Source organism: Rhizobium sp. BK619, from assembly GCF_014195245.1.
GTDB lineage: Bacteria > Pseudomonadota > Alphaproteobacteria > Rhizobiales > Rhizobiaceae > Rhizobium > Rhizobium acidisoli.
The window spans coordinates 45,253-62,491 of record NZ_JACIBH010000008.1 but is presented as its reverse complement, the minus strand read 5'-3'; the positions used below and the strand labels follow the sequence as shown (position 1 = coordinate 62,491).

General features: G+C 61.6%; 24 protein-coding genes. 17 read left to right on the top strand and 7 right to left on the bottom strand.

Going from position 1 to position 17,239, the window contains the following annotated elements; genetic code table 11:
• Nucleotides 1-53 precede the first annotated feature (53 nt).
• The 5 genes from iolE (at nucleotide 54) to FHX14_RS16280 (ending at nucleotide 3,448) form a co-directional block, all read left to right on the top strand.
• Nucleotides 54-971 (top strand): myo-inosose-2 dehydratase, encoded by a 918-nt coding sequence (gene iolE, locus FHX14_RS16300; RefSeq protein ID WP_184377795.1) that lies wholly within the window; start codon nucleotides 54-56, stop codon nucleotides 969-971.
• 196 nt (nucleotides 972-1,167) lie between these two features.
• On the top strand, nucleotides 1,168-1,965 hold the full coding sequence (iolB, locus tag FHX14_RS16295) for a 5-deoxy-glucuronate isomerase (protein WP_184377794.1): 798 nt from the start codon (nucleotides 1,168-1,170) through the stop codon (nucleotides 1,963-1,965).
• Nucleotides 1,966-2,053: 88 nt separating this feature from the next.
• Nucleotides 2,054-2,278: a DUF1127 domain-containing protein gene (locus FHX14_RS16290; RefSeq protein WP_184377793.1), complete on the top strand. Its 225-nt coding sequence runs from the start codon at nucleotides 2,054-2,056 to the stop codon at nucleotides 2,276-2,278.
• Between the two features lie 70 nt (nucleotides 2,279-2,348).
• Nucleotides 2,349-3,188 carry a helix-turn-helix domain-containing protein gene (locus FHX14_RS16285; RefSeq protein ID WP_184377792.1) on the top strand — a complete coding sequence of 280 codons (840 nt, stop codon included), beginning with the start codon at nucleotides 2,349-2,351 and terminating at the stop codon, nucleotides 3,186-3,188.
• 98 nt (nucleotides 3,189-3,286) lie between these two features.
• Nucleotides 3,287-3,448: a hypothetical protein gene (locus FHX14_RS16280; protein ID WP_184377791.1), complete on the top strand. Its 162-nt coding sequence runs from the start codon at nucleotides 3,287-3,289 to the stop codon at nucleotides 3,446-3,448.
• Nucleotides 3,449-3,493: 45 nt separating this feature from the next.
• On the opposite strand, the gene FHX14_RS16275 is transcribed toward FHX14_RS16280, so the two are convergent.
• Nucleotides 3,494-4,858 (bottom strand): MATE family efflux transporter, encoded by a 1,365-nt coding sequence (locus FHX14_RS16275; RefSeq protein ID WP_184377790.1) that lies wholly within the window; start codon nucleotides 4,856-4,858, stop codon nucleotides 3,494-3,496.
• An 83-nt stretch (nucleotides 4,859-4,941) separates the two neighbouring features.
• Complete coding sequence (locus FHX14_RS16270) at nucleotides 4,942-5,382, bottom strand: glyoxalase superfamily protein (RefSeq protein WP_003587618.1); 441 nt, start codon at nucleotides 5,380-5,382, stop codon at nucleotides 4,942-4,944.
• Nucleotides 5,383-5,735: 353 nt separating this feature from the next.
• Between FHX14_RS16270 and FHX14_RS16265 the strand changes: the two genes are divergently transcribed.
• A complete protein-coding gene (locus FHX14_RS16265; protein ID WP_003587619.1) occupies nucleotides 5,736-6,068 on the top strand; it encodes a hypothetical protein in 333 nt (110 codons plus the stop codon).
• Here FHX14_RS16265 and FHX14_RS33070 read toward each other — a convergent pair.
• Entirely contained in the window at nucleotides 6,019-6,267 is a 249-nt protein-coding gene (locus FHX14_RS33070) for a hypothetical protein (RefSeq protein ID WP_003587620.1), read from the bottom strand. The genes FHX14_RS16265 and FHX14_RS33070 overlap by 50 nt on opposite strands.
• A gap of 90 nt (nucleotides 6,268-6,357) precedes the next feature.
• Here FHX14_RS33070 and FHX14_RS16260 point away from each other — a divergent pair, with 90 nt between their 5' ends.
• Nucleotides 6,358-7,224 carry a LysR family transcriptional regulator gene (locus FHX14_RS16260; protein WP_184377789.1) on the top strand — a complete coding sequence of 289 codons (867 nt, stop codon included), beginning with the start codon at nucleotides 6,358-6,360 and terminating at the stop codon, nucleotides 7,222-7,224.
• 74 nt (nucleotides 7,225-7,298) lie between these two features.
• On the opposite strand, the gene FHX14_RS16255 is transcribed toward FHX14_RS16260, so the two are convergent.
• Nucleotides 7,299-7,745, bottom strand: a complete 447-nt coding sequence (locus tag FHX14_RS16255; protein WP_184377788.1) for a host attachment family protein — start codon at nucleotides 7,743-7,745, stop codon at nucleotides 7,299-7,301.
• A 159-nt stretch (nucleotides 7,746-7,904) separates the two neighbouring features.
• Here FHX14_RS16255 and FHX14_RS16250 point away from each other — a divergent pair, with 159 nt between their 5' ends.
• The 3 genes from FHX14_RS16250 to FHX14_RS16240 all read left to right on the top strand — a co-directional run bounded on the left by FHX14_RS16250 (nucleotide 7,905) and on the right by FHX14_RS16240 (nucleotide 10,143).
• Nucleotides 7,905-8,306, top strand: coding sequence for a DUF2177 family protein (locus FHX14_RS16250; protein WP_012557100.1), 402 nt, complete (start codon nucleotides 7,905-7,907; stop codon nucleotides 8,304-8,306).
• Nucleotides 8,307-8,524: 218 nt separating this feature from the next.
• Complete coding sequence (locus FHX14_RS16245) at nucleotides 8,525-8,926, top strand: pilus protein PilZ (RefSeq protein ID WP_003569234.1); 402 nt, start codon at nucleotides 8,525-8,527, stop codon at nucleotides 8,924-8,926.
• Between the two features lie 104 nt (nucleotides 8,927-9,030).
• Nucleotides 9,031-10,143 carry a pyridoxal phosphate-dependent aminotransferase gene (locus FHX14_RS16240; RefSeq protein ID WP_012557099.1) on the top strand — a complete coding sequence of 371 codons (1,113 nt, stop codon included), beginning with the start codon at nucleotides 9,031-9,033 and terminating at the stop codon, nucleotides 10,141-10,143.
• A 152-nt stretch (nucleotides 10,144-10,295) separates the two neighbouring features.
• Here the strand turns inward: FHX14_RS16240 and FHX14_RS16235 are convergent, their stop codons facing one another.
• Nucleotides 10,296-10,562: a sel1 repeat family protein gene (locus tag FHX14_RS16235; protein ID WP_184377787.1), complete on the bottom strand. Its 267-nt coding sequence runs from the start codon at nucleotides 10,560-10,562 to the stop codon at nucleotides 10,296-10,298.
• Nucleotides 10,563-11,054: 492 nt separating this feature from the next.
• Here FHX14_RS16235 and FHX14_RS16230 point away from each other — a divergent pair, with 492 nt between their 5' ends.
• The 3 genes from FHX14_RS16230 (at nucleotide 11,055) to FHX14_RS16220 (ending at nucleotide 13,429) form a co-directional block, all read left to right on the top strand.
• Complete coding sequence (locus FHX14_RS16230) at nucleotides 11,055-11,393, top strand: DUF2147 domain-containing protein (protein ID WP_184377786.1); 339 nt, start codon at nucleotides 11,055-11,057, stop codon at nucleotides 11,391-11,393.
• 266 nt (nucleotides 11,394-11,659) lie between these two features.
• A complete protein-coding gene (locus tag FHX14_RS16225) occupies nucleotides 11,660-11,839 on the top strand; it encodes a hypothetical protein (RefSeq protein WP_003587629.1) in 180 nt (59 codons plus the stop codon).
• 87 nt (nucleotides 11,840-11,926) lie between these two features.
• Complete coding sequence (locus FHX14_RS16220) at nucleotides 11,927-13,429, top strand: AMP nucleosidase (RefSeq protein ID WP_184377785.1); 1,503 nt, start codon at nucleotides 11,927-11,929, stop codon at nucleotides 13,427-13,429.
• Nucleotides 13,430-13,438: 9 nt separating this feature from the next.
• Here the strand turns inward: FHX14_RS16220 and FHX14_RS16215 are convergent, their stop codons facing one another.
• A complete protein-coding gene (locus FHX14_RS16215; RefSeq protein ID WP_184377784.1) occupies nucleotides 13,439-13,654 on the bottom strand; it encodes a hypothetical protein in 216 nt (71 codons plus the stop codon).
• A 155-nt stretch (nucleotides 13,655-13,809) separates the two neighbouring features.
• On the opposite strand from FHX14_RS16215, the gene FHX14_RS16210 reads away from it, so the two are divergent.
• From FHX14_RS16210 to FHX14_RS16195, 4 genes are read left to right on the top strand one after another with little or no spacing between them, the layout of a single operon-like run.
• On the top strand, nucleotides 13,810-14,160 hold the full coding sequence (locus tag FHX14_RS16210; protein WP_003587633.1) for a YciI family protein: 351 nt from the start codon (nucleotides 13,810-13,812) through the stop codon (nucleotides 14,158-14,160).
• A gap of 12 nt (nucleotides 14,161-14,172) precedes the next feature.
• Nucleotides 14,173-14,532 carry a YciI family protein gene (locus FHX14_RS16205; RefSeq protein ID WP_003587634.1) on the top strand — a complete coding sequence of 120 codons (360 nt, stop codon included), beginning with the start codon at nucleotides 14,173-14,175 and terminating at the stop codon, nucleotides 14,530-14,532.
• 2 nt (nucleotides 14,533-14,534) lie between these two features.
• On the top strand, nucleotides 14,535-14,894 hold the full coding sequence (locus tag FHX14_RS16200) for a YciI family protein (RefSeq protein WP_003587635.1): 360 nt from the start codon (nucleotides 14,535-14,537) through the stop codon (nucleotides 14,892-14,894).
• A gap of 10 nt (nucleotides 14,895-14,904) precedes the next feature.
• The gene (locus FHX14_RS16195) at nucleotides 14,905-16,146 is read left to right on the top strand and encodes an RNA polymerase sigma factor (RefSeq protein ID WP_184377783.1); all 1,242 of its coding nucleotides are present in this window, start codon (nucleotides 14,905-14,907) and stop codon (nucleotides 16,144-16,146) included.
• On the opposite strand, the gene FHX14_RS16190 is transcribed toward FHX14_RS16195, so the two are convergent.
• Nucleotides 16,114-17,076 (bottom strand): lysylphosphatidylglycerol synthase domain-containing protein, encoded by a 963-nt coding sequence (locus tag FHX14_RS16190; RefSeq protein WP_184377782.1) that lies wholly within the window; start codon nucleotides 17,074-17,076, stop codon nucleotides 16,114-16,116. The genes FHX14_RS16195 and FHX14_RS16190 overlap by 33 nt on opposite strands.
• Between the last annotated feature and the right edge of the window lie 163 nt (nucleotides 17,077-17,239).

The window sequence follows — 17,239 nt, the reverse complement described above, 5'->3', positions numbered from 1 at the left end:
CATTTTCCGGAGGAGCGCCCCACTCCTCCGCACTATTTTTAAGGAGACTATAGATGAAGGCCAAACTCGGCATGTCGCCCATCGCCTGGTGGAACGACGATCTTCCTGAACTCAGCGACGACGTGTCCCTCGAGGAATGCCTGCGGCAATCGCGCGGCGCCGGTTTCACCGGCATGGAACAGGGCCGTCGCTTCCCCAGCAATCCCGAGGAGATGCTGCCGATCCTGCGCGCCGCCGACGTGACGCTCTGCGGCGGCTGGTTCTCCGGCACGCTGGTCAATGAGGAGCTCACGGCCAACAAGGACCGCATCGCTCCGATGATCGAATTGTTCAAGGCGGTCAATGCGCCTTGCATCGTTTACGGCGAGGTCGGCCGCTCCATCCAGGGCGACCGCTCTAAGCCGCTCGCGACCAAGCCGCGGCTTGCCGACGACGAGATGAAGGCCTATGCGGGCCGCGTCACGGAATTCGGCGAATGGTGCGCCGAACAGGGCATGCCGCTCTCTTATCACCACCACATGGCCGCCGTTGTCGAAACCGAGCCGGAACTCGACGCCTTTATGCGTTCTTCGGGCGAAGGCATTCCGCTGCTGCTCGATGCCGGCCATCTCGCCTTTGCCGGCGGCGACGTGCTGCGCGCCATCGGCAATCACCACGCTCGCATCAACCATGTTCACGTCAAGGACATCCGCAAGTCCGTCGTCGATGGGCTGGACCGCAGCCGGCAGTCCTTCCTCGACGCAGTGGCGCTCGGCGCCTTCACCGTGCCGGGCGACGGCTCGCTCGATTTCGGCGCCATCGTCCAGCGGCTGGCCGACCACGGCTATGAAGGCTGGTTCGTCGTCGAGGCCGAGCAGGATCCGCGCAAGGCGCCCCCGCAGAAAATGGCCGAGATCGGCCATGCGGAATTGATGCGGGTGATGACGGCGGCTGGCTATACGGTGGAGACCGAAGGTTTCCCGAAGGGATAACAGAAAAGAAAACCCCTCCCCAACCCCTCCCCACAAGGGGGAGGGACTTAACTTGAGGCACGGCCCCGCTCCAGACAGCGCTACCTTGCAAAAGGAACGCCGCAACATGGGCGAGACAGCGCCGCAGATTAAGCCCCTCCCCCTTGTGGGGAGGGGTTTGGGGCGGGGAATTTTCAACGTACGAGGAGAACCACCAATGCCAAACCTCAAGGTGAAACCATCGGGCACGCATGGCCGCGTCACGCATGTCACCCCTGAGAATGCCGGCTGGACCTATGTCGGCTTCGATCTGCACCGGCTAAAGCCGGGCGAGACGGTTTCGGGAGAGACCGGCGATCGGGAAGTCTGCCTCGTCTGGGTCACCGGCAAGGGCAAGGCGTCGGCCGGAACAATGGATTTCGGCACGCTCGGCGGCCGCATGAACCCGTTCGAGGGCGCGCCGCATGCGCTCTACATTCCGATGGAATCGACATGGTCAGTGACGGCGGAGACCGATCTGGAACTCGCCGTCTGCTCGGCGCCCGGCGGCGGCACCTACCAGGCGAAAGAAATCCCGCCCGGCACCCATCCGCAGGTCACGCGCGGCAAGGGCACGAATGTGCGCTATGTCAACAATATCATGCCTGAGGACGACAGCTCGGCGCATTCGCTGCTCGTCGTCGAGGTGATCACGCCGGGCGGCCATACCTCCTCCTATCCGCCGCACAAACACGACCAGGACGACCTGCCGAACGAGAGCTTCCTGGAGGAGACCTACTATCATCGCCTCAACCCGCCGCAGGGCTTCGGTTTCCAGCGCGTCTATACCGATGATCGCTCGCTCGACGAAGCGATGGCGATCGAGGATGGTGACGTGACCCTGGTGCCGAAGGGCTACCATCCTTGCGCGGCAACGCACGGCTACGATCTCTACTACCTCAACGTCATGGCCGGGCCGAAGCGGATCTGGAAATTCCACAATGCCGTCGAGCACGAATGGCTGATCAAGGCGTGAGGCCTGCCTCAGATCGCTAAATAATCTGACAGCGCCGAGCCGCCGCTGATGGTTCACTGCCTCCATCCAACAAGGATGGAGGATCATCATGCATAGCTCGAATATCACCATAGCAGGCCGCAACGTCCGCTCTTCGCATCTCAGGCCCGGCCTGTTGCCTGCGGCAATCACGGCCGTCCGCTGGCTGGCACGCAAGATCGTCGAACGGCGCAACCGCAATGCGCTGATGGAACTTTCCGACGATCAGTTGAAGGATATCGGCCTTTCCAGAGGGCAGACGGAAAGCGACGTTCACGTCTATAGTCGCTACTGAACACAGGCAACAGTTGTGATACTGTGCCGCGGGTCGCCTCGTCGGCTGCCTGTCCGGCTGGGAATATAAGATGTCGCAGTTTTCAACAGCCTTGCTCCTGCAAACGAAGACCGTCGCCATTCGTGACATCGTCTGCGATGGCGGCTGCCGTCATAAGGGCGACGAGGAATGCGCTCACAAGACGAGCCTCGTCTATCCCTATCGCGGCGTCTTCATGCGGCATGTCGGCCGCAATGATACGGTGGCCGAGGCCAATCAGATGCTGTTGTTCAATGCCGACCAGGGTTATCGGATCAGCCATCCGATCGAAGGAGGCGACGCCTGCATCGATCTCGCGATCGACGAGACCATGCTCGAAGAGCTCGCGCCGAAGGACCAGGTGCAGCCGGGTGCGGCCTTTTCATTCCGTCGCCAGCGCCGGCGGATCGATCCGCGCGCGCAGGCACTGGTCGCGCTCCTGCGTCATGGTCTCCGCCGCAACGTCGCCGAGACGCTGGAGGCGGAAACATTGGCGCTGACGCTGGTGCGCCGCTCGCTCGGCGAACGCACATCGCATGCGGCGGGCGCCAGCGCCGGCCGGCAGAAACTCGTCGACCGGGCAAAGCTGGTGCTTTCCTCCGATCTCGCCCGGCGCTGGACACTTTCGGAAATCGCCTCTGAGGTCGGCGTCTCGCCTGTTTACCTCACCCAGGTCTTCCAGCAGGTCGAGGCGACGCCGCTTTACCGCTATCAGCTGCGGCTCAGGCTTGCCCGCGCACTCGATCTGCTCGGCCAGTATGAAGATCTGACCGCGCTCGGCCTCGATCTCGGCTTCTCAAGCCATAGCCATTTCAGCGCGTCCTTCAAACAGTCCTTCGGGCAGACGCCGGCCGAATTCCAGCGCTCGGCGCGGTTGCGGCGCAAGTCGTGATCCCGATCGATCGCTAAAGATTTCGACAGCGGCGATGCGGTCTTCGATGATCTGATGAGCCTGTCCCGATCCGGGGACGATCAACGGAGGATCACCAGATGAAAAAGACCACATGCGCTGCCTGCGACTGCGAACTCGGCGCGGAGACCATCACCGTCAAGCTCGGCGGCAAGACTGTCGAGGTCTGCTGCCAGGAATGCGCCGAGGCGCTGAACGAGGCTGACGCCGCGACATCGGCCGCTTCGGCGGGCAAGGAATAGACGGCATCGGCTAATAGCCGCGCTCCCGAGCGCGGCTATTACGATTTAGGCGGGCAGAAGCCCGTAGCGCCAGCCGCGGTGCCTGGCGTTTTGCGACAGCACCAGAAAGGCCAGGATGAACATGCCTGCCTCGGCAAAGACCGGTACCATCCAGATCCCCTGCTCGCCGAAGACGAAGGGCAGGAGGAAGGTGAGCGGCAGGGTGAAAAGGTAAGGCCGTGACAGGCCGAAGATCGCCGCACGCGGCGCATCGCCGATCGACTGAAAATAGGACGACAGGATCAGCATCTGCCCGAAAAGGAAATAGGCGCCGATCGTCCAGGGCAGAATTCGCCTGACCTCGGCGACAATGGCGGGGTCAGCGACGAAGACGGCGCCGAGGCGGCCGGCCAGCAGTTCGACGGCGATCTCCACCAGACTGCAATAGACGAGCGCCGCAAGCATGGCGATCTGCAGGCTGCGGCCGACGCGAAGACCAAGGCCGGCGCCGTGATTGTTGCCGGCAATCGTCTGCAGGGCGATGCTGAGACCAAGCAGGGGCAGATAGGTGAAGGTCATGATCCGGGTGATGATGCCGTAAGCGGCGACCGTCGCGACATGATCATGCGTGCTCCAGAGCGAGATATTGACGAGAATGGCGGCGGATGCCAGCGATATGCCGATGAAGCCAAGGCTCATCGGCGCGCCGAAGGCGACGATGCCGCGCCATTCGGCAAGGGCGAATCCTCGGTAAGGCCTGAGTGCCGCCGGCCGGCGCCAGCGATAGGCGAGCACGGCGGCGAGACAGACGAATTGCGAGGCGATTGAGCCGGTAGCCGAACCGAGCACGCCCCAATGCATCACCGCCATGAACAGCCAGTTGGCGAAGATGTTGAGCAGCGAGGCCGTCAGCGTCACCAGCGTCATGAAGCCGATCTTGCCTTCGCAACGCAATCCGTCGAGATGCAGCGACAGGAAGAAGCTCACCGGCGCAAAGGCGATCATCGCGCCCATGAACAGCATGGCGCCCTCGGCCACCGCGGCCGTGCCGGCACCGGCGTCGATGATCTGCCGCCCCAGGGTCCAGTAGAGGATGTTGAGGATGAGCGTGACGGCCAGCGCCAGCATATGAGCCCCGGCAAATACCCGGCCCGCGCCCCGGCGATCGCCGGCTCCAAGCCGGCGGGCGAGGATGCTCGCCATGCCGTTAGAAACGAGCGATTGCAAGGCGATCAGCAGCATCAGCCCCGGGAAGATCAGGCTGACGGCGGAGAGCGCGTCAGGACCGACATAGGCGCCGAGGAAATAGGCGTCGACGACGGTGAAGAGGCCGTTGACGGTGGTGATCGCGACGATCGGCGCCGCCGTCCTGATGAAGACGCCCGGCAACCAGCCGGTGAGAAAGGCATTGCCTTCTGAAAGATCGGTCATGGAGAAATCCGTGTGGTATGGCGAGGCCCGATCCGGGTTAAAAACATCCGGATTAGGTGGCCTCAAAGGGAATCAAAAATGATTTAGAGATCGAGCACCAGATGCGGCACGCCGTTCGAGGTTTTCCTCGGCGAGACGCCGTCGGCATCGATCTGCGCAGTCACACGCCGGCGAAAGGCTGAAAAGCTCTCAAAGGTCACGACATCCACCGCTTCGTCGAAATGGATGGTGATCCTGTGGAGTTCGCCGCCCGGCAAGGCCGAGAGCGCCAGGACCTCGCCGGTGAAGGGCTGATTGAGATAACGGCCGCGAATATGCGCGCCGACGAAGAGCGGCGTCTTCGCAGCCGCATTGGGTTTTGCCGCTAGCGCCGCCAGCGTATTCCAGTCACGCGCGCCGTGCTGGCGGGCAATCATCTCAAGGGCGGCACTGTGGGTCAGCGCAGTGCCGCGATCGTTCATCGCCTGGCGCAGGCGTTTGGCCTGGGCCTTCAATTCGTCAATGGCAGGATAGGTCGTCGTCATGGAGTGAGCCTTCGCAAGGCATGCTCTTCGACTGTAGATGGGAGCTCGCATTGCCGCCAGTCAGCATGCACAAGGGCCGTGACCATGATCGCGAGGACTTCACCATGGATTTTCATCCGCGAGCGGCCGGTGCCTCGAACCGGCCTTTGTATGCGCGAAGGCCGCCGACATGTCAAGAATGGCCGATATGCGCCGGGAATGAACAGATTTGGGGCAATTCTGCCCGAAATCGGTGCGATTTTCCCGCAAGTCCCCCAGAAGCATTCAATCTTAACGATGTTCTTCAGCAATCGTCAGCATTCTTCAACTAATATCCTGTGGTAGAACAAGCGGAGGCTAAAAGGGCCTTTCAGATGCACCTCGACACAGACCACCCCAAGCCGGAACGTGCTTACAGGGAATTCAAGCTCGACAGGCCCGGGAATATCATCTTCGTCGGCCATCACCTCAGCACCGGAACGCAGGTGCGCTGCCTGATCCGCACGATCACCCTTGCCGGCGCGCTGCTCGAAGTCAGCCCGAACCTGGAAATGCCGAGCCATTTCTTCCTCGAAATCCTCGGCATCCATGACGAGATCGGCGCGACCATGGTCAAGCGCGAAGGCGAATGGGTGACGGTCAGCTTCAACATGCTGCTCAATCCGGAATTCCTGCACCACGTGCTGCGGCTGAGCTTCGAAACCTGAGGCTTCGTCCAAGCTGCGCCTTGTGGCGGCGCGGTCTCCTCGTCTCGCCTCTTCTCGAGGCCAGATACGCCATGATCGGAATGATCCAGAGAAGTCCGCGCCATTCCGGCCCATCGAGCGGATCGGCCATGGGATCGCGGCGCATGCGGCGATTGCGGGATTCGAGTTCCTCAAACAAAACGATCCAGTTGAGAAGCATTGCTTCATCCTCCATCTATTGCTGGAGCACTTGAGCTAGGCCTTCACGCTCCTCCGATGTAGAGGCGCTGGGGAAAGGGGGTTTTCATCCATGAAAGATGCGAACTGGGACGACCTGCAGCTTTTCTTCCATGTCGCGACCGGCGGCGGGCTTTCGGCGGCAGCCGCGCGCACCGGTCTCAGTGCGCCGACGATCGGCCGGCGCATGCTGGCGCTCGAACGGGTGACGGGCCGATCGCTGTTCAGCCGCGGCCCCACCGGTTATCTGCTGGCGAGAGATGGGCAGGAACTGCTCGACCGCGTGCGGCTGATGCAGGATGCGGCGCGGGCGATCTCCGACTGGCGCGGCGAAGTGCTGACGCTGCCGATCGTCTCGACGGCCGCCGACAGCTGGACCTCGCGTTTCATCGCCGATCATCTCGCCAGCGTCTGGACACCGAAAGACAGTTTCCGCATGTGCTACAAGACCTGCGATACCGGCGTCGATTTCACCTATCGCGAGGCGCATATCGCCCTAGGCCACAGCCGGCCGGACAGCGGCAACGTCGCGATCCGCCGCTCGGTCAAGGTGGCGCATGCGGCTTACCAAGCAGCGGATTATGACGCGGCCAACTGCAACTGGATCTCTCTTGGCACCGATACCGCCGTCACGCCGGCTGACAAATGGACGTTCGAACAGCCGGACTACTGGATCACCAGTTGGACGAACACACCGCATATGCTGTTTCATGTGATCCGCGGCGGTGCCGGCCGCGGGGTGCTACCCTGTTTCATCGGCGATCAGGACCGCAAGCTCGTCCGCGCCGGGCCGCTCATCGACGCGCTGACTTACGATATGTGGATCGTCGCGCATGACGACGAGAGGCAGCGGCCGGAGGTCAGGATCGTCATCGACCGCCTGGCAGCACTCTTTGCCGATCATGAAGCGCTGTTTGCCGGGCAGAGCCCGGCGATATAAAGCGAAAACGCGGGCCGTCAGACCCGCGTTTTCCCTATCGCTTTGTTTTGGATATCTGGGAGATCGGCTTACCCTCAGGCAGCGAGATGCCGTTCGATCTCGTCCACCGGCAGATTGGTATAATCCTTTGCCACCTCGGCGGTGATCGCGGCTTGCGTATCGGCACGAAGCGCCGGCCGCAATGTACCGAGCGCCTTTGGCGGTGCAACGATAACGATGCGACGGGCGTTCTTCTTCTGCACCAGCTCGTCGAGCTTTTCGGCCACCTGTTTCAAAAATCCGGCTTCGGCCTGATCCTGCCAGCTGGTCTCCTCGACAGCGCTGCCGCTCAAGCCATCTGCGGCATGGGTCCGGCCTGGCTTATCGGCGCCAACCTCGCGATCCGGCGCGCTCGGCTGCGTCAGGGTTTCAAGCACCTTCAGGTTCATCAGTTGAGCGTCGCCAGCATTCTGCATGATCAGAGCCTTGGCTCCGTCGCAGACCACCACCCATGATTCCCAAGGGATTTTGACGTTGGTCATTTTCAACTCCTCGCTGTCGTCATTCGAAGCGCGCCGTGCTTCATCGATCAAGGCAGAACGCCCGGCTATTGAAAGAGTTCGCAAAAATTGCAGCGAAATCGATCGGACAGCGATCCGATCGGCCTTTGCCGCGTAGAAAGAGAGGTTCGGAGATCGACGATGAAAACAGCATTGCTTGCTTATGCCGGCACCTTTCTCACCCTTCTCGTCTGCGACGGGATCTGGCTTGGACTGGTGGCGCGCAATTTCTATCGCGACCAGCTGGGAGCGCTGATGCTGCCCTCGCCCAATCTTGCTGTCGCCGCGCTGTTTTATCTGTTCTTTGCCGCCGCGGTGGTTGTGCTTGCCGTGCTGCCGTCATTATCGGCGGGCTCGATCGCCACGGCCCTTATCCACGGTGCCATTCTGGGACTGGCGGCCTATGGCACGTACGACATCACCAATCTCGCGACGCTCCGCAACTGGCCGCTGACGATGAGCCTCATCGACATGGCCTGGGGCACGTTGCTGACGGCGCTGACTGCCGTCGGCGGATATCTCGCCGTCAGAATCCTCGGCTGAACGAGACCTCCGGGTGAAAGCCCGCGTCCCGATAATGAACATCGGGGCGTCCCGCTTGGGAACAAAGTTTGAACTCGTTAAAATTGTAATTTTATCCTTGACGAATGTGCAAAACATTCATGTGACCTTGGTCGTGATCAAGACCCCGCTTGATCGTGATCAAGACCGCTCGCTTGTGATCAAGACCCCAAATGCGTCCTGACTGACGGAGAATGTGAATGTCTATGCTCCGCGCCACACACCTTGCCACGGTCAAATCCGCTGTCTACGACCTGCGCTGGGAAGAGTTCAGCGTCAAGCGGCCAGCCCGTATCGTCGCCGTCCGTCCATGCCTTACCGGCGTCTCGATGCGAAGCGCCGAGATCATCGATATCTCCCAAGGCGGCGCCACGTTCATCGTGTCGACCACCGCCGGCCTGCCGAAACATTATTATCTCAACATTCTCGGCCTCGCCTACCGGATCGGCTGTGCCGAGGTCTACCGGCACAAGGAACGCATCGGGGTGCGGTTCATCAACATCATGGACCCCGAAGTTCTGCGCCGCGTCGTCCGCACCGATTTCCTTGTCGGCAACATGGAAGCAATCGCCGCCCGCCGGGCGCCGATCTTCCGGGCGTAAACAGGCCGGCAGCCAGTCGATTGCAGAAATAATCTTGCTTGCGTCGGTGGTGCCCGGGCCTATTGTTGCGCCGATCGTCAACATATCCGGGAAATCGCCTTCGCATGTCCGCCTTTTCGCGCTTCACGCCTCTTGCCGGCGCCCTGCCCTCCACCGTTCCTTTCGTCGGTCCCGAGGCGATCGAGCGCCAGCGCGGGTTTGCCGTTTCGGCTCGCATCGGCGCCAATGAGAACGGCTTCGGTCCCGCCCCTTCCGTGTTTGCGGCGATGCGCGAAGAGGCCGGCAATATCTGGAAATACAATGACCCGGAGAATTTCGCGCTCCGGCAAGCGCTTGGTGACCATCTCGGCGTCCCCTCTGCCAATATCGCCATCGGCAGCGGCATCGACGAGCTGCTCGGCCAGATCGTCCGGCTGGTGATCGAGCCCGGCGCTCCCGTCGTCACCTCGCTCGGCGCCTATCCGACCTTCAATTTCCACGTTGCCGGCTTCGGCGGTCGGCTTGTGACCGTTCCCTACGCCAACGACCGCGAGGATCTCGACGGCTTGCTCGATGCCGTCAAGCGGGAGAATGCACCGCTGGTCTATTTCGCCAATCCCGACAATCCGATGGGAAGCTGGTGGGATGCCGACAAGATCGTCGCCTTCGCCCGGGCGCTGCCCGAGACGACGCTGATGGTGCTCGACGAAGCCTATAGCGAAACGGGGCCGGCAGGCGCGCTGCCATCGATCGCCTCGCTGATCGAGCTGCCGAACGTCGTTCGCACCCGCACCTTTTCCAAGGCCTACGGACTGGCCGGCTCACGCACCGGTTACGTGATCTCGACGGCCGGAACGGCTGAAGCTTTCGACAAGATCCGCAATCATTTCGGCATGAACCGGCTGGCGACGGCGGCAGCCCTCGCCGCTCTCAAGGACCAGGCCTATCTCGCCGAGGTGGTCGGGAAAATCCAGGCGGCGCGGGAGCGTATCGGCGGCATCGCCCGGGCAAACGGCTTTGAGCCCCTGCCCTCGGCAACGAATTTCGTGGCGATCGATGCCGGCCGGGACGGCGCCTATGCGCGGGCGATCGTCGACGGGCTGATGGAACGCGGCGTTTTCATCCGCATGCCCGGCGTGGCGCCCCTCAATCGCTGCATTCGCGTCAGCGTCGGGCCGGAGGCGGATATGGCGCTGTTCGAAGACGCGCTGCCGCAGGTGCTGAAACAGATCGGCTGATAAAAGCGTCAGCGGAAACAACTAGAACCGCGGCCGGTGGAGGATCCGGCCGCGGTTCCGTTCTCCTGGCGTCGGGCCTGTTGAAAGCGCCCTGCCGGCTCCCCTCTTTCCGAGGTTCTTATGTCCATTCCCACCGTATCGGCAGGATAGGTTCAGTGGACGGTCATCCACTCGCGGGCGGCGCGCAGCGCCGCCACGATCTGCATCTTGTCCATGGCGGCGGCCACATCCGCACGAAGCTCGGCGGCGCGGTCGTTGCCCTTGATTGCGGCGATGTTCAGCCATTTGTGGGCTGCGACGAGATCGACTTCGCAGCCGCGGCCGGTCGCATACATCAGACCCACTTCACAGAAGACATCGGCGCTGTTGTCGCCACCCATGGTGGCCGTTTCAGCATTGTGCATTTCAAAGCGTGCCATCGGTTTTATCCCTGTTAGCCTGTTTATGACTTACCCTGTTTTACCTCCGGGCCTTGCCGTCTATCGCGGCTTGCGGCCCTTGCGGTCCGGCGGGTTTGCCCCGCTCGTTTGATGGGTTCACTATGCCGAACGGCTTTCAAAAAACGCCTAAAATCCATGATTAATTTGAGACAAACAAAGTGCAAATGCTTGGTAAATTTGGGTTTTTGTTAAACATCAGATGCCTTGCAGCTTAAGGACTTTCGCTCGAATTTTACGAAAGATTCAGATTTGAAAATAAAGGGATCGTTCATCATGAAATCAGCAGCCGATATTTAAAAGGCCGCCGCCGGATTTTTTCTCAGCGCTTTTTCCGCCGGAAAAGCTTGTTGTTTTTATGCATGTCGTTATCCCGGAACCGCTGCACCCTTCCGCGAAAATGACCACGCATATTTACCTTTACGTTCGCGTCAGTTAATTTCGCGCCCGATCAGGGACATCATGGAGGAAAAGATGATCCGCAGCTTCGTTCTCGCCAGCGCCATCGCAATGACCGCGGGCATCGCCCATGCTGAGGAGCCGATCGTCGGCAGCTGGAAGACAGCGGCCGGCGACACGGCAGTGATCGTCTCCTGCGGCGGCAGTTATTGCGTGACGTTGAAGACCGGTAAATATGCCGGCCGGAAGATCGGCACGCTTGCGGGAACCGGCGGCAGCTATGCCGGGGAGATCACCGACCCGGCCGCCGACAAGACCTATAGCGGCTCGGGCAAGATTTCCGGCAATTCGCTGCGGATGCAGGGCTGCGTGATGAAGGTGCTCTGCAAGTCACAGACCTGGACGCGGCTCTGAGCCCATTAGGCAGCTCTGCAACGATCATCAGAGGCGGGGATGCCGATGCACCGGCACCCCGCGGTCTTTCCGGTCTCTTGCCCGGGCGATCCGACAAAGCCGAACACGTTGAGCGGGGCCTGGCAAACCCTCGTAAATTCTCTCCCAATCCTGCCCCGAGCGTGCCCCACAAGCTGAACGGTGGATGAACCGGCATCTCAGCACTCATTCAGCCGCCCCATGGCAAAACTGTTGTCACGATAGAGTTGCGTATCGGGGGAACGGCGATGGACATGTATATTCTGGCAAAACGGTTCAGCATTATCACACTGTTTGCAGCGATCTTCGCTGTCACGTTTTCGGCGGTGGTGGTGCATAATGGCGGCGGTGGTGCACAGTCGCATTTCGGGGCAAGCTATACCTGCCTGGAACGAAACGGCACTTTCTGCGCGCCATCGGTGCACTGACGATATCCGACACCAAAGAGGATAAAATAATCGGATTCCGCCGGCGCGCGTCGTTTGCTTGTCAAAAACAAGTCTCTATAATGCGTCATGAACAAACGAATCTCCCCTTTGTCGCCGCTCGACATATTTTCGCCACCCCCTTTCCAGCCTCAGAGCTTTGATGATCCCGCCAAGGCGGTGGAAGCGCTGACGGCGCTTTACGAGCGCAATACGGCGTTCCTGATCAAGAGCTTCACCGAGCTTGCGCAAGGCGCTCCGATCTCCTCGCGCTACCGTGCCTTCTATCCCCAGGTCAGCATCGAGACGACAAGCTTCGGCCACGTCGATTCGCGCCTTTCCTACGGCCATGTCACGGCACCGGGCATTTATACGACGACGGTCACCCGGCCGAAGCTCTTCAAGCATTACTTGAAGGAGCAACTGGCGCTCCTGGTGAAGAGCCACAATGTTCCGGTCATCGTTTCGGAATCGACGACGCCGATCCCCTTGCACTTCGCCTTCGGCGAGGGTGCGCATGTGGAAGCATCGACCAACGCCTTTATCGACATTCCGATGCGCGATATTTTCGATACGCCGGATCTCAACACCACCGACGACGAGATCGCCAATGGCGAATATATCCCGCCGCCGGGAGAGCCCTCGCCGCTTGCGCCGTTCACCGCGCAACGCATCGACTATTCGCTCGCCCGTCTGTCGCATTATACCGCGACGCATGCCGAGCATTTCCAGAATTTCGTGCTGTTCACGAACTACCAGTTCTATATCGACGAATTCTGCAGCTGGGCGCGCAAGCTGATGGCAGAGGGCGGCGACGGCTATACCGCCTTCGTCGAGCCCGGCAACATCGTCACCCTGCCCGGCTCAAGCGTGCCGGAAACGGATGCGGCGCTGAGCCGCCTGCCGCAGATGCCGGCCTACCATCTGAAGAAGAAGGGGCATGCCGGGATCACCATGATCAATATCGGCGTCGGCCCTTCCAACGCCAAGACGATCACCGACCACGTCGCGGTGCTGCGCCCGCATGCCTGGCTGATGCTCGGCCACTGCGCCGGTCTGCGCAACAGCCAGCGGCTCGGCGATTATGTTCTCGCCCATGCCTATATGCGCGAGGACCATGTTCTCGACGACGACCTGCCGGTCTGGGTGCCGATCCCGGCGCTCGCCGAAGTGCAGGTGGCGCTGGAGGCAGCCGTTGCCGAAATCACCGGTTACGAGGGTTTCGAGCTGAAGCGCATCATGCGCACCGGCACCGTCGGCACCATCGACAACCGCAACTGGGAACTGCGTGACCAGCGTGGACCGGTGAAGCGGCTTTCCCAGGCGCGCGCGATCGCGCTCGATATGGAATCGGCGACGATCGCTGCCAACGGCTTCCGCTTCCGCGTGCCCTACGGCACGCTGCTCTGCGTCTCCGACAAGCCGCTGCACGGCGAATTGAAGCTGCCGGGCATGGCGACAGCCTTCTACCGCACGCAGGTCAACCAGCATCTGCAGATCGGCATCCGCGCCGTGCAGAAGCTTGCCGCCATGCCGACGGAAGCCCTGCATTCGCGCAAACTGCGCAGCTTCTTCGAAACCGCCTTTCAATAGGCGGTTTCCTCACCGTCCCGCCACAGCAGGCGCTGGGTGATCCGCAAGCATCTGCGGTCTGCCGGCGGCAAGGTTCAGCCCTGCTATCAGCAGGGTGAAGGCGACGAAGGCGAAAGCGGTGCGCTGGAGAATCTTCAGCCCGTCGCTTTCGTTGAACTCCGGCTGACGCTTTTCATGGCGACGTGCCCAGATCTGGCTTGCCAGAGCGATTTCAAGAATAGTCATTGCCGTTCTCCTCGACAGGTTTCGATGAAGCCTTGTCGAGTGCTGCCTTGCGATTTCGACAGCTGACCCGCAAAAAAGTTTTTTGGGGCAATGTCGAAATGCGCGAAGCTCGATCGTCCAGAGTCATTGAAACGCCGCAAGGGAGGCTGTCCGCGATGAAATATCTCTGCCAGGTCTGGTTCGATAGCGGCGTGCTCGACGCCATGACGCAAGAGGAGAAGGCCGACCTCGACGTGAATTCCCTGAACTACGACAGGGATCTCGCCGAAAGCGGGCATATGATCGTCGCTCAGGCGCTGCAGCCGCCGAGATCGGCGGTGACCGTCCGGGTGCGAGGCGGCGAGATGTCGGTGACGGACGGCCCCTTCGCCGAGACCAAGGAGGCGCTCGGCGGCTTCATCCTGATCGAGGCCAAGGATCTAAATGACGCGATCCGGGTTGCGGCTGGCATTCCGCTAGCGAAACTCGGCGCGATCGAAGTTCGTCCCATCCATGAATTCGGCTGAGGAGGTCACACAATGAAGTTTCTGGGTCAGATCTGGTTCGATACCGAAAAGAGCAGCAAAGTCACGCAGGAGGAATGGGACGCGGTCACGCAGGAGTGCATCGTCAGCGACGACCACTGGCGCGACAGCGGTCATATGCTGAGCGCGCTGGCGCTCTATGAACCGGAGCGAGCCGTAACGCTCCGCGTTCGCAACGGCACTGTCGCCGCGACAGATGGTCCCTTCGCCGAAATCAAGGAGCATCTCGGCGGGTTCGTGGTGATCGAGGCCAAGGACATGGAAGAAGCGAAAGCGATCATTTCCACCTTCCCGATCCTCAAATATGCGTCGATCGAAATCAGGCCCTCCTATTCGATCAAGGATGGGAGATAGCCATGCGCTTCGTCTGCCTCATCTATAATTCCGCCGATATGGATGGCACGCTCAGTCAGGCCGAGGGCGACGAGCTCGTGAGGGCGCATTTCCAGTATGACGAGGAGCTTCAGCGCAAAGGCATCATGATCCATTCCGATGCATTGGAAGGTCCCGACAGCGCCTCGGTCCTGAGAGTGCGCCATGGCATTCTGTCTTCGACCGACGGCCCTTACGTCGAGACCAAGGAACATCTGGCTGGCATCTACATCATCGAGGCAGCCGATCTCGAAGAGGCGCGCAAGGTCGTCGCGGGCATTCCAAGCGTCCGCGTCGGATCGGTCGAATTGCGTCCGGTGCGGCTCCTCACCCTGCCAGAGTGAGGATCGCCCGTTGGAAAGCATGATCGAGGAAATCTACCGATCGCAATCGCGCCGGGTTCTGGCGACGCTGATCCGTCTGCTCGGCGATTTCGACCGTGCCGAGGAAGCGCTGCACGACGCCTTTGCCGCGGCGGCGCGGACCTGGCCGGCTGACGGCATTCCCGGCAACCCTTTCGCCTGGCTCGTTTCGACGGGACGCTTCAAGGCAATCGACACGATCCGGCGGCGGGCGCGTTTCGATGCTTCCCAGCATCATATCGAGGACAGCCTCTATACGCCCGAAGCAACTTACATCGGCGACATGGAACCGATCGAGGACGATATGCTGCGGCTGATCTTCACTTGCTGCCACCCCGCCATTCCCGCCGATGCGCAGATGGCAATGGCGCTTCGGGAAATCTGCGGACTGACCACCGAAGAAATCGCCCATGCCTTCCTCGTACCGGCACCGACGGTCGCCCAGCGGATCGTGCGCGCCAAAGGCAGGATCCGGGCGGAGAAGATACCCTATGAAGTGCCGGGCCACGAGGCGCTGCCGCAGCGGCTCGACCAGGTGCTGCACGTGATCTACCTCGTCTTCAACGAGGGCTATTCCGCTTCTTCGGGCGAAGACGTGGTCCGTGCCGACCTGACCGCAGAGGCGATACGTCTGGCGCGGCTGCTTCTGGCGCTGCTGCCGCATCCCGACGTCTCCGGCCTGCTGGCGCTGATGCTGCTGCAGGAGTCCCGCCGCGCCGCCCGCAGCAGCGAGCGGGGCACGCTGGTGCTGCTTGCCGATCAGGACCGCTCGCTCTGGGATCATGTGAAGATTGCTGAAGGTCTGGCGCTGCTTGCCGAAGCCATGAGAGCGGGAGAGGTCGGCACCTATACGCTGCAGGCAGCGATCGCCGCCGAGCATGCCAGGGCACCGGTTGCGGAAGAGACCGACTGGCGACGGATCGCCTTCTATTACGATCTGCTTCTGGCAGCCCAGCCCTCCCCGATCGTCGAACTCAACCGGGCCGTGGCGATCGCGATGGCGGAGGGGCCGGCGAAGGGGCTGGAACTGATCGATGCCATTCTGGAACGCCGGGAGCTGCAGACCTATCATCTCGCCCATTCGGCGCGCGCCGATTTCCTGCGCCGCCTCGGCCGGCGGCAGGAGGCGATCGCAGCCTATGAGAAAGCGCTGTCGCTCTGCCGGCAGGAGCCGGAGCAGGCATTTCTCAGAAAACGGATTTCAGGGCTTGCCGCGACGCCCGAGCGGCAGTGAGATCGCCGTGCCGGTCAACGCCGAGACGATGATCAGCAGGTGGGCGTTGACGCTCGCCTGGGCGAGCGCAGCCAGGGCCAGCCGCTCGCTCGAAGCCCCGAGAGCAATGGCGCCGGCGGTGATGCCGGCCGGATAGGTGCCGACGCCGCCCGGCGCATGGACCGGCAGCACGGAGGAGAGTTCGCCGCCGAGCGCACCGCCGAAGCTTGCCGCCATCGGCAGCACGCCCATCAAGCCGAGCGCCCAGGCCAGCACCATCACCTTTACCAGCCAGTTGACGATGGTCATCGCCCAGGCGCGGGCAAAGGCGACGGCATCGAGCGGCAAACCGTTTTCGATCTCGGCGACGAATTTCTGCGCCTTTTCCGGCAGCAGCCTGGCGGCGAGGCGCAGCAGCGGCTTGCGGGCGGCAAAGGCTGCGACCGGCAGCAGCAGAAAGCCGGTCCAGAGCGACCAGGCAATAATCGGATCGGCAGAGGCGACGGCAAAACCGATGCCGGCGGCGGCGACAAGCGCGTGCAGGTCGAGGAGCCGCATAACGAGGAGTGCCGAGGTTGCACGCGTCAGCGCAATGCCGAACTCCGAGCGCATCAGCAGCGGAAAGCTGGTCTCGCCGGTGCGGAAGGGCAGCATGATGTTCAACAGGTTGTGGATCTGCGTGACGCGGAAGAGGACGGCGAACCGGCCGGCAGTCTCCTTCGGAAAATAGTCATAGATACGCCAGGTGCGCAGGAAATAGGTGCTCGTCAACAGCACTAGCGCACCGATCACCGGGCCGGCGCCGACATCGGCCCACTGCCGAATAATGACAGGCCAACCCCAGAACCATTGGATGAAGAGGGCATAGGCTGCGACAATGACGACCGTCAGCACCGTCATGCGATTGCGCATAAACCAGGATTGCCGGCTTTCAACGATCGAACTCTTCATGTAGTAGGCATTCCTCGCTTGGCGTCGGCATCGGCCCCGTTCGCCAGGCCTTTTAGGAGAAATGACGGTTGCGCACAACGGCGGAGTTGATGGGGCGATGGCGGCGAAGCCGCTTCCCCGCCGACGATCCGAGAGCTGACCGGTAAATCACTCGCCTTGCCGG

What these genes read in the sequence shown, in the direction of transcription:
- FHX14_RS16220 (WP_184377785.1), top strand. Translation starts at nt 11,927, where the DNA reads ATGAACAAACGAATCTCCCCTTTGTCGCCGCTCGACATATTTTCGCCA.
- FHX14_RS16280 (WP_184377791.1), top strand. Translation starts at nt 3,287, where the DNA reads ATGAAAAAGACCACATGCGCTGCCTGCGACTGCGAACTCGGCGCGGAG.
- FHX14_RS16215 (WP_184377784.1), bottom strand. Translation starts at nt 13,654, where the DNA reads ATGACTATTCTTGAAATCGCTCTGGCAAGCCAGATCTGGGCACGTCGC.
- FHX14_RS33070 (WP_003587620.1), bottom strand. Translation starts at nt 6,267, where the DNA reads ATGCTTCTCAACTGGATCGTTTTGTTTGAGGAACTCGAATCCCGCAAT.
- FHX14_RS16235 (WP_184377787.1), bottom strand. Translation starts at nt 10,562, where the DNA reads ATGGCACGCTTTGAAATGCACAATGCTGAAACGGCCACCATGGGTGGC.
- iolB (WP_184377794.1), top strand. Translation starts at nt 1,168, where the DNA reads ATGCCAAACCTCAAGGTGAAACCATCGGGCACGCATGGCCGCGTCACG.
- FHX14_RS16285 (WP_184377792.1), top strand. Translation starts at nt 2,349, where the DNA reads ATGTCGCAGTTTTCAACAGCCTTGCTCCTGCAAACGAAGACCGTCGCC.
- FHX14_RS16260 (WP_184377789.1), top strand. Translation starts at nt 6,358, where the DNA reads ATGAAAGATGCGAACTGGGACGACCTGCAGCTTTTCTTCCATGTCGCG.
- FHX14_RS16250 (WP_012557100.1), top strand. Translation starts at nt 7,905, where the DNA reads ATGAAAACAGCATTGCTTGCTTATGCCGGCACCTTTCTCACCCTTCTC.
- FHX14_RS16245 (WP_003569234.1), top strand. Translation starts at nt 8,525, where the DNA reads ATGTCTATGCTCCGCGCCACACACCTTGCCACGGTCAAATCCGCTGTC.
- FHX14_RS16230 (WP_184377786.1), top strand. Translation starts at nt 11,055, where the DNA reads ATGATCCGCAGCTTCGTTCTCGCCAGCGCCATCGCAATGACCGCGGGC.
- iolE (WP_184377795.1), top strand. Translation starts at nt 54, where the DNA reads ATGAAGGCCAAACTCGGCATGTCGCCCATCGCCTGGTGGAACGACGAT.
- FHX14_RS16270 (WP_003587618.1), bottom strand. Translation starts at nt 5,382, where the DNA reads ATGACGACGACCTATCCTGCCATTGACGAATTGAAGGCCCAGGCCAAA.
- FHX14_RS16265 (WP_003587619.1), top strand. Translation starts at nt 5,736, where the DNA reads ATGCACCTCGACACAGACCACCCCAAGCCGGAACGTGCTTACAGGGAA.
- FHX14_RS16290 (WP_184377793.1), top strand. Translation starts at nt 2,054, where the DNA reads ATGCATAGCTCGAATATCACCATAGCAGGCCGCAACGTCCGCTCTTCG.
- FHX14_RS16190 (WP_184377782.1), bottom strand. Translation starts at nt 17,076, where the DNA reads ATGAAGAGTTCGATCGTTGAAAGCCGGCAATCCTGGTTTATGCGCAAT.
- FHX14_RS16255 (WP_184377788.1), bottom strand. Translation starts at nt 7,745, where the DNA reads ATGACCAACGTCAAAATCCCTTGGGAATCATGGGTGGTGGTCTGCGAC.
- FHX14_RS16225 (WP_003587629.1), top strand. Translation starts at nt 11,660, where the DNA reads ATGGACATGTATATTCTGGCAAAACGGTTCAGCATTATCACACTGTTT.
- FHX14_RS16240 (WP_012557099.1), top strand. Translation starts at nt 9,031, where the DNA reads ATGTCCGCCTTTTCGCGCTTCACGCCTCTTGCCGGCGCCCTGCCCTCC.
- FHX14_RS16200 (WP_003587635.1), top strand. Translation starts at nt 14,535, where the DNA reads ATGCGCTTCGTCTGCCTCATCTATAATTCCGCCGATATGGATGGCACG.
- FHX14_RS16210 (WP_003587633.1), top strand. Translation starts at nt 13,810, where the DNA reads ATGAAATATCTCTGCCAGGTCTGGTTCGATAGCGGCGTGCTCGACGCC.
- FHX14_RS16275 (WP_184377790.1), bottom strand. Translation starts at nt 4,858, where the DNA reads ATGACCGATCTTTCAGAAGGCAATGCCTTTCTCACCGGCTGGTTGCCG.
- FHX14_RS16205 (WP_003587634.1), top strand. Translation starts at nt 14,173, where the DNA reads ATGAAGTTTCTGGGTCAGATCTGGTTCGATACCGAAAAGAGCAGCAAA.